The following is an 8,639-nucleotide window of genomic DNA, read 5'->3' as shown; positions in this document are numbered from 1 at the left end:
ATTGCCCGAGATGCGCAGCACCTGCTTGTGGAACTCGTAGTCCGCCACGGCGAAATCGGCGCGTGAGCGTGCCGTCTCCATCTCGTCGCAGAGCGCAAAGAGCTGGTCGCAGTCGACCTGGTTGGCCTGGCGCGCGGCGCGGGCGGCGGCGGCGGGCTCGAAGATCAGGCGGATCTCGAACAGCTCGTCATAGAAACGACCGGGAGACTTCACCGCCGAATGCCAGCGCAGCACGTCCTCGTCGAACATGTTCCAGTCATCCGGCGGGCGCACATGGGTGCCCACCTTGGCCTTGGACTGGATCAGCGCCTTGGCGGCCAGGGTCTTCTTGGCCTCGCGCACCACGGTGCGCGAGACGTCGAACATCTCGCAGAGGTCCGGATCCAGCGGGATCATCGTCTCGGCCGGGTATTCACCTGCCACGATGGCACGCCCAAGCTGCTCGACCACGAAACTGGTATGGTTCGAAGTCCGCGCCCGCCGGGCGTCGGCCGAGACAACTGTCATGACGGCGTGGCGGAGCCAGTCCGAACTCTCTTTCGGCTTGTCGTGGCCCAAGTCAGTCCCTTTTGCAGCAGGATGAAGGCGAAGAGCAGCGCTCCGATGACGATCTTAGTCCACCAGCTCGACAATGTCCCGTCGAAGACGATGTAGGTCTGGATCAGCCCCATGATCAGGATGCCGAAGAAGGTGCCCGCCACGAAGCCGTAACCGCCCGACAGCAGCGTGCCGCCGATGACCACTGCCGCGATGGCGTCCAGTTCGACGCCCACCGTCGCCAGCGAATAGCCCGCCGAGGTGTAGAGCGAGAAGACGATCCCCGCGAGGCCCGCCAGCCCGCCCGAGATGGCATAGATCGAGACCGTGGTGCGGGCCAGCGGCACCCCCATCAGGCGCGCCGTGGCAACGCCGCCGCCAAGGGCATAGACGTTCTGGCCCAGCCGGGTGCGGTGCAGCACCAGCCCGCCGGCCACGAAGGCCAGCAGCATCACCGCGCCGATCAGCCGGAACCGCCCGCCGCCCGGCGCCTTGTAATAGAGCGATTGCAGGAAGTCGTAGAACTCGTGCTCGATCGGAACGCTGTCGGTGGACAGCACGTAGGCCGCGCCCCGGGCAAAGAACATCCCCGCCAGAGTGACGATGAAGGGCGGCATTTCCAAGTAGTGGATCACCGCGCCCATGGCCGCGCCGAAGGCGGTGGTCAGCACCAGCACCAGCACGAAGGCGGTCAGCGGGTGGATCGAGGTCTCGCGCAGGATGACCGCAAGGAAGACCCCGGTGAAGGCGATGACCGAGCCGACGGAAAGGTCGATGCCGCCCGACAGGATGACGAAGGTCATGCCGACCGCGACGATCCCGAGAAAGGCGTTGTCGGTCAGCAGGTTGGCAATGACGCGGGTCGAAAGCATCGCCGGGTACTGCGCTGCACAGAGCGCATAGGCCAGCACGAAGGTCAGCAGCGTGACCAGCAGCGGCAGGTGGGTCGAACGGATCACTGGGCGTCCTCCTTGGGCGTCAGCACGCGCCGCGAGGGGGGCTCGGGCGGGGGGACATGCAGGCTGGAGGCCCGCAGCATGTAGATGAGGTGGCCGACCTTGGGCGACTGGATGACCAGGATGCAGAGGATCAGCACCGACTTGATGATCAGGTTGAACTCCGGCGGCATGCCCGAGAGCAGGATCAGCGAGTTCACCGACTGGATGATCAGCGCCCCCAGAAGCGAGGCGAGGATCGAGAACCGCCCGCCCAGCAGGGAGTTGCCGCCGATGACCACCGCAAGGATCGCATCCAGCTCAAGCCAGAGCCCGGCGTTGTTGGCATCCGCCCCCTTGATGTCGGCGGCGACGATGACACCGGCCAGCGCGGCGCAGAGGCCGGTCATGGCGTAGACGCAGATCAGCAGCACGCGGGAGTTGATGCCGGCGAGGCGCGAGGAGGCCTCGTTGATGCCGATGGCCTCGATCAGCATGCCAAGGGCCGTGCGGCGCACCGCAAGGATCGCCCCTGCCCCGAGCGCGATCCAGATCAGGATCGGCGTCGGGATGCCGATGATCGTGCCCGCGCCGAGGCGGATCAGCCCGGGGTCTATGAAGGTCAGGATGGTACCCTCGGTGATCAGCTGGGCGATGCCGCGCCCGGCGACCATCAACACCAGCGTGGCCACGATGGGCTGGATGCGCAGCACCGCCACGAGGAAGCCGTTCCACAGCCCGCAGAGCGAGCCGACCAGCAACGCGCCAAGCAGCGAGGTCGTCCAGTGGTGCCCGTCGCTGACCAGCGAGGCCGCCGTGGCCCCCGCGATGGCCATGACCGCGCCGACCGACAGGTCGATGCCGCGGGTGGCGATGACCAGAGTCATGCCGATACAGAGCAGCGCGACGGGCGCGCCCCGGTTCAGCACGTCGATCAGGTTGCCGAAGATGCGGCCGTTGTGGACCTCGATATTGAGGAAGCCGGGAAAGACGATGACGTTCAGCGCCAGCACCACCGCGAGGATGATCAGCTGCGGCAGGATGCGCTTGAAGACGGAAGGGGTGGTGGCGGACATCAGGCTGTGACCTCCTTCGGCGCTTCGGCTGCGATGGCGGCGACGATGTTGGACGGGGTGATCTGGTCGCCGGTCAGCTCTCCGACCTGGCGGCGGTCGCGCAGCACGATGACACGGGTGGAATAGGCCACCAGTTCCTCCAGCTCGGACGAGGCGACAAGCAGCGCCATGCCCTCTTCGCGCAGGCGCTCGATCAGGGCGATGATCTCGGCATGGGCGCCGACGTCGATGCCGCGTGTGGGTTCGTCGAGGATCAGCAGCTCGGGCTGGGTTGCCAGCCAGCGCGCCAGCAGCGCTTTCTGCTGATTGCCCCCCGACAGCAGCCGGATCGGCATGTCGAGGCTGGCCAGCCGGATATCCAGCGCCCGCACGTAGTGCTCGGCGATCTCGTTGACCCGGGCGCGCGGCAGCGGCCGCGTCCAGCCCTGCCGGGCCTGCAGCGCCAGGATGATGTTGTCACGCACCGAGAGGTCGCCGACGATGCCGTCGGTCTTGCGATCCTCGGGGCAAAGCGCGAACCGCTGGGTGATCGCGTCGCGCGGCCGGGTGATGCGGATCTCTTGCCCACGCTTGCGCAGGCGTCCCTGATCGCCCTGCACGGCGCCGAACAGCAGGTTCGCCGTCTCGGTCCGCCCCGATCCGAGCAGCCCGGCAAGGCCGACGACCTCGCCTTCGTGGATGGTCAGGTCGAAGGGCTCGATCATGCCGCGCTTGCCGAGGGCCTCGACCTCGACCAGCACCTCGCCGGCACGGCCGCCCTTGCGTTCATGCACGCGCTCTTCCAGCTGGCGACCCAGCATCAGCGTGACGATATCGTTCGGCGTCACCTGGCCAAGATCCCTCTCGCCCACCACGCGGCCATTGCGCAGCACGGTGGCGCGGTCGGAGATCTCGAAAACCTGGTCGAGAAAATGGGTGATGAAGACCACCGCCAACCCGCGATCACGCAGCTTGCGGATGACCGAGAAGACCAGCTGCACCTCGTCGCGGTCCAGCGAGGCCGTGGGTTCGTCGAGGATCAGCACCTTGCCCGACATCTCGACCGCGCGGGCGATGGCGACCACCTGCTGCACGGCAACCGAGTAGCTGGTCAGCGGCTCGGCCGGGTCGATATCCAGCCCGTAGTCCAGCAGCACCTCGCGGGCGGCGCGGATCATGGCGCGGCGGCGCAGCAGCCCGCCCCGGGTGATCTGGCGCCCCAGAAAGAGGTTCTCGGCCACGGTCAGGTTGGGCAGCAGGTTGACCTCCTGGTAGACCGTGCCGATGCCAAGCGCCTGGCTCTCGTTGGTCGAGGCCGGGTCGATCTCGGCCCCGTTGAGGGTGATCGTGCCGCCGTCACGGCGGTAGGCCCCGGTCAGGCACTTGATCAGCGTGGACTTGCCCGCGCCGTTTTCGCCCAGAAGCGCATGGACCTCGCCGGGGAGCAGCGTCAGCTCGACCTCGTCGAGGGCCACGGCCCCGGGGAAGAATTTGGAAATCCCGCTGGCATGAAGCAGCGGGCGGATGTCATCTGGCATTGCGTCAACTCGTCTTGGGCCGCCCCGGGATGAAGGCGCTGCCCGACATCATGACCTGTCGGGCAGCGATGGAAGCGCCCCGGGGCCCTTCACCCCGGGACACGACCGGGATCAGTAGCCCAGGTCCTTCTTCATCTCGTAGACCGCCTGGTTGTCGTCAGCGGCAGTATAGAGCTTGCTTTCGGTCTGGATCCACTTCGGCGGCATGGTGCCATCGGTGAAGTAGGCTTCCAGGGCGTCCAGCGCCGGGCCTGCCATGTTCGGCGTCAGCTCGATCGTGGCGTTCATCTCGCCCTGGGCAATCGCCAGGTGGGCATCCGGCACGGCGTCGATGGCGACGATCAGGATGTCCTCGCCCGGCGCCAGCCCGGCTTCCTTGATCGCCTGGATCGCGCCGACGGCCATGTCGTCGTTATGGGCATAGAGCGCGCAGATGTTCTCTCCGCCCTCGGCCTTCAGGAAGCTCTCCATCACGACCTTGCCCTGGCTGCGGGTGAAGTCGCCGGTCTGGCTGCGCACGATCTCCAGGTTGTCATGGCCTTCCAGCGCCTGCTCGAAGCCGGTCTTGCGGTCGATGGCGGGCGACGAGCCGGTGGTGCCCTGCAGTTCGACGACGCGGCAGTCCTCCCCGGCCACTTCATCGACCAGCCACTGACCGGCCACATTGCCCTCGTGCACGAGGTCCGAGGTCACGGCGGTCAGGTAGAGGCTTTCGTCGGCATCCACGGTGCGGTCCAGCAGCACCACCGGGATCTCGGCATCAGCGGCCTCTTCCAGCACCTGATCCCAGCCGGTGGCGACGACCGGCGCCAGCAGGATCGCGTCGACCCCCTGGGCGATGAAGCTGCGCAGGGCCTTGATCTGGTTTTCCTGCTTCTGCTGCGCATCGGCGAATTTCAGATCGATGCCGCGCGCTTCGGCCTCTTGCCGGGTGACCGTGGTCTCGGCGGCACGCCAGCCGGACTCCGATCCGATCTGCGAGAAGCCAATGGTCATGTCGGCGGCCATCGTGGCGACAGGCAACAGGGTGACGGCGCTCGCAAGGAGCGTGGTTCTGAGTTTCATGATTTCCTCCCTTCGAACAGGTTCTGTTCGTGCATTCGATTAAGTATGACTTATTTGATTCTGTAAAGCGGGATAATAGTCGTACTTTTTCAATCATTTAGAAGATCACGCCCGCGTGAAGACCCCGCCGCGGCAGAGATGCTGCAGCGCGGAAACGCACCAGGCCGAGGGTGTCCGAGGGGGGCCCCGACGCTCAGGCTGCGCCTTGGCGCGGCGACAGGCAAGCCCGACAAGGGTCGGCCCATGCCGCTGACAGCCGCGCCCCGGCGCCGGTGAAAGTGAAAACGGCGCGCCCCGGGGGACGCGCCGTCTGGCGTTTGAACTGCGGTGGCGGCGCCTAGCGCTCGCCCCGCCGGTAAGGTTGCATCAGCGCCTGCGGCACGCGGGCGCGCCGCGCCATCAGGATCAGGGCAAGGATCGACAGCAGGTAGGGCAGCATCAGGAACAGCTGGTAGGGCACCCCGTCGACCACCGTCTGCAGCCGCAGCTGGAAGGCGTCGAAGAAGGCGAACAGCAGCGCGCCCAGAAGTGCCCGGGCCGGTCGCCACGAGGCGAAGACCACCAGCGCCACGCAGATCCAGCCGCGCCCCTGGATCATCGTCGGGAAGAAGCTGTTGAAGGCCGCCAGTGTCAGGAACGCCCCGCCCATGGCCATCAGCGCCGAGCCCGCCATGATCGCCCCGATGCGCAGCCCGATGGGATCAAGCCCCTGGGCATCGGCGGCATGGGGGTTCTCGCCCGTCATCCGCAGCGCCAGGCCAAGCGGCGTGCGGTAGAGCCCGAAGGCCAGCAGCGCGACCACCGCCAGCGCCAGGTAGGTCGGCGGGGTCTGGCTGAACAGCACCGGGCCCACGAAGGGAATCTCGGACAGCCCCGGGATCGGCAGCGGCTTGAACGGCGTCACCGTCGGCGGCGAGGAGGCCGTCGGCACGGCGAGGCGGAAGATGTAATAGGACAGGCTGGAGGCAAAGAGCGTGATGCCAAGGCCCGTGACGTGCTGGGAGAGGCCAAGCGGCACCGTCATCATCGCATGCAGCAGGCCGAAGAGCGCGCCAGCAGCGGCGGCGGCCAGCATGCCGGTCCAGAGGTCTCCGCCCGAGTAGACGGTCAGCCAGCCGACCATGGCGCCGAAGGTCATGATCCCCTCGATCCCGAGGTTCAGCACCCCGACCCTTTCGCAGAGCAGCACGCCGAGGGTGCCGAAGATCAGTGGCGTGGCGATGCGCAGCACCGCCTCCCACATGCCGATGGAGGAGAGGATATCGAGAAGCGTGCTCATTTGCGGATCCTGTACTGGGTCAGGAAGATCGCCACCAGCATGGTCAGCAGCGACAGGGCGACGGTGACATCGGCGATATAGCTGGGGATGCCCAGGGCGCGGCTCATGCTGTCCGCGCCGACGAACATCACCGCCGAGAAGAGCGCCGCGGCGATCACGCCCAGCGGGTTCAGGTTGGCCAGCATGGCGATGATGATGCCCGAGTAACCATAGCTGGGCGAGAGGTCGGTGCTGACATAGCCCTTGACCCCCATGACCTCGATAGCGCCCGCAAGGCCCGCCATTCCGCCGGACAGGCAAGCGACGACGATCAGCGTCCGGCCAAGCGGCACTCCGGCGAAGGAGGCCGCGCGCGGGTTCAGGCCCGTAGCGCGGGCGCGCATGCCGAAGACGGTGCGCGACTGGATCCACCAGACCGCCACCGCCATGACCACGGCGATGACCAGACCGGCGTGTAGGCGCGTGCGCTCCATCAGCTTGGGCAACACGGCGCTGTCGGGCACCGGCACCGACTGCGGCCAGCCGAAGGCCAGCGGATCCTTCATCGCCCCCTCGATCATCAGCGAAACGAAGAGCACGGCGACGAAATTCAGCAGCAACGTGGTGACCACCTCGTCGACGCCGAACTTCAGCCGCAGACCAAGCGGCAGCAACAGCAGGACCATGCCCGCGACGGCCCCGGCGATCAGGCACAGCAAGATGGCCAGCGGCGCGGGCAGAGAGGCAATCGCCGGGATCATCCCGAAGGCCGCGACAGCCAGCGCGCCCATGTAGAACTGCCCTTCGCCGCCGATGTTCCACAGCCGCGCCCGGAAGGCCACGGCGGCGGCAAGGCCGGTCAGGATCAGCGGCGTCGCGCGGGTCAGCATCTCGGAAAAGCCAAGCCGCGAGCCAAGCGCCCCCTTCAGGATAAGCCCGTAGGCTTCCAGCGGATTGGCCCCGGCGATGGCGATCAGCACGCCCGCGCCCAGAAGCGCGGCGAGGATCGCGCCGAGCGGCGCCAGCAGGGTCAGGCCCCGCGACGGGTGGTCTCGTCTTTCAAAGCGCATCGGTGCTCCCCCGGGCGGTCTCGGTCTCGATCTGTTCGGCGGCGGACCAGTCGCCCGCCATCATCAGCCCCAGAATCTGGGAATTGGCCTTCTCGGCCGGGATCGCAGGCGAGAGCCGCCCGTTCACGATGGCGCAGATGCGGTCGGAGAGGGCCATGACCTCGTCCAGATCCTCGGAGATCAGCAGCACGCCGGCACCCCGGCCCCGGGCCTCGAGGAGCCGCTCATGAACGCCCGCGATGGCGCCCTCGTCCAGCCCCCGACTGGGCTGCGCCGCCACCAGGATCTTCGGCCCCGCGTTCAGCACCCGGCCCAGGATCAGCTTCTGCATGTTGCCGCCAGACAGCAGCCGGATACGCCCGTCAACGCTGGCACCGCGCACGTCGTAAGCCTCTATGATCCCTTGGGTTTCCGCCCGCGCGGCGGCGCGCTTCACGACGCCGCCCCTGGAGAACTCAGGTGCCCAGATCCGCTCCAGCACCGCGTTCTCCCAGGTCGCCATGTCACCGATTGAGCCCTCGGCGTTTCGGTCCTCGGGGATGCGACCGATGCCCGAGGCGATGGCGTGGGGCACGTCGAAACGGTCAACCTCGTGCCCCTCGACCAGCAACGCGCCGCCGTCCGGCGCATGCAGCCCCGAGACCACGCCCGCCAGCGTCGTCTGGCCATTGCCCGAGACGCCGATCACGCCGAGGGTCTCATTGGCATGAAGCCGGAAGTTGACGGATTTCAGCGAGGCGCCACCGCGCCCGGCAAGGCTGAGGTCGACGGCCTCCAACAGCACCGCGCCGGGCGTCGCCGGGGGCCGCTCGGGGCGCTGCACGGCACGGCCCACCATCAGCTCGGCCAGTTCCTCTTTCGAGGTCTCGGAGGTGCGCCGTTCGGCCACCACCCTGCCGCGCCGCAGCACGACCACGCGGTCCGAGGCCGACATGACCTCGCCCAGCTTGTGGCTGATGAAGATCAGCGACAGCCCCTTGGCGGCCATGTCCTTCAGCGTGGCGAAAAGCCCCTCGGCCTCCTGCGCGGTCAGCACCGCCGTGGGTTCATCAAGGATGAGGATACGGGCGTCGTTGTAGAGCGCCTTCAGGATCTCGACCCGCTGACATTCGCCAACGGACAGGTCCGATACGCGGGCGTCCGGATCGACCTTCAGGCCAAAGCGTTCGGACAGCTCGACC

Annotated in this window: 8 protein-coding genes; all 8 read right to left on the bottom strand. The window is 67.3% G+C overall.

The annotated features are described in order from the left end of the window. A partial coding sequence (locus OS124_RS0105610) for a FadR/GntR family transcriptional regulator (protein WP_010138407.1) occupies positions 1-507 on the bottom strand: 507 nt, incomplete at its 3' end. Further along, positions 504-1,496, bottom strand: coding sequence for a galactofuranose ABC transporter, permease protein YjfF (yjfF, locus tag OS124_RS0105605; protein ID WP_010138405.1), 993 nt, complete (start codon positions 1,494-1,496; stop codon positions 504-506). The genes yjfF and OS124_RS0105610, both read right to left, overlap by 4 nt. Next, positions 1,493-2,548: an ABC transporter permease gene (locus OS124_RS0105600; RefSeq protein ID WP_010138404.1), complete on the bottom strand. Its 1,056-nt coding sequence runs from the start codon at positions 2,546-2,548 to the stop codon at positions 1,493-1,495. Before OS124_RS0105600 ends, yjfF begins: the two co-directional genes overlap by 4 nt. Then, the gene (locus OS124_RS0105595) at positions 2,548-4,065 is read right to left on the bottom strand and encodes a sugar ABC transporter ATP-binding protein (RefSeq protein ID WP_010138403.1); all 1,518 of its coding nucleotides are present in this window, start codon (positions 4,063-4,065) and stop codon (positions 2,548-2,550) included. Before OS124_RS0105595 ends, OS124_RS0105600 begins: the two co-directional genes overlap by 1 nt. 111 nt (positions 4,066-4,176) lie before the next feature. After that, positions 4,177-5,130, bottom strand: coding sequence for a galactofuranose ABC transporter, galactofuranose-binding protein YtfQ (gene ytfQ / locus OS124_RS0105590; protein ID WP_010138402.1), 954 nt, complete (start codon positions 5,128-5,130; stop codon positions 4,177-4,179). Positions 5,131-5,467: 337 nt separating this feature from the next. Continuing rightward, complete coding sequence (locus tag OS124_RS0105585; RefSeq protein ID WP_010138401.1) at positions 5,468-6,409, bottom strand: ABC transporter permease; 942 nt, start codon at positions 6,407-6,409, stop codon at positions 5,468-5,470. After that, the gene (locus tag OS124_RS0105580) at positions 6,406-7,458 is read right to left on the bottom strand and encodes an ABC transporter permease (protein WP_010138400.1); all 1,053 of its coding nucleotides are present in this window, start codon (positions 7,456-7,458) and stop codon (positions 6,406-6,408) included. Before OS124_RS0105580 ends, OS124_RS0105585 begins: the two co-directional genes overlap by 4 nt. Further along, the coding region (locus OS124_RS23780; RefSeq protein ID WP_010138399.1) for an ABC transporter ATP-binding protein at positions 7,448-8,639 on the bottom strand (1,192 nt) is incomplete at its 5' end. The genes OS124_RS0105580 and OS124_RS23780, both read right to left, overlap by 11 nt.

The sequence above is a fragment of the Oceanicola sp. S124 genome, from assembly GCF_000220565.1.
Lineage (GTDB): Bacteria > Pseudomonadota > Alphaproteobacteria > Rhodobacterales > Rhodobacteraceae > Pseudooceanicola.
The sequence above is the reverse complement of the archived record's forward strand: the minus strand, read 5'-3'. Positions and strand labels throughout refer to the sequence as shown.

Coding starts and splice junctions, on each gene's coding strand:
- OS124_RS0105585 (WP_010138401.1), bottom strand. CDS start 6,409: ATGAGCACGCTTCTCGATATCCTCTCCTCCATCGGCATGTGGGAGGCG.
- OS124_RS0105580 (WP_010138400.1), bottom strand. CDS start 7,458: ATGCGCTTTGAAAGACGAGACCACCCGTCGCGGGGCCTGACCCTGCTG.
- ytfQ (WP_010138402.1), bottom strand. CDS start 5,130: ATGAAACTCAGAACCACGCTCCTTGCGAGCGCCGTCACCCTGTTGCCT.
- OS124_RS0105600 (WP_010138404.1), bottom strand. CDS start 2,548: ATGTCCGCCACCACCCCTTCCGTCTTCAAGCGCATCCTGCCGCAGCTG.
- OS124_RS0105595 (WP_010138403.1), bottom strand. CDS start 4,065: ATGCCAGATGACATCCGCCCGCTGCTTCATGCCAGCGGGATTTCCAAA.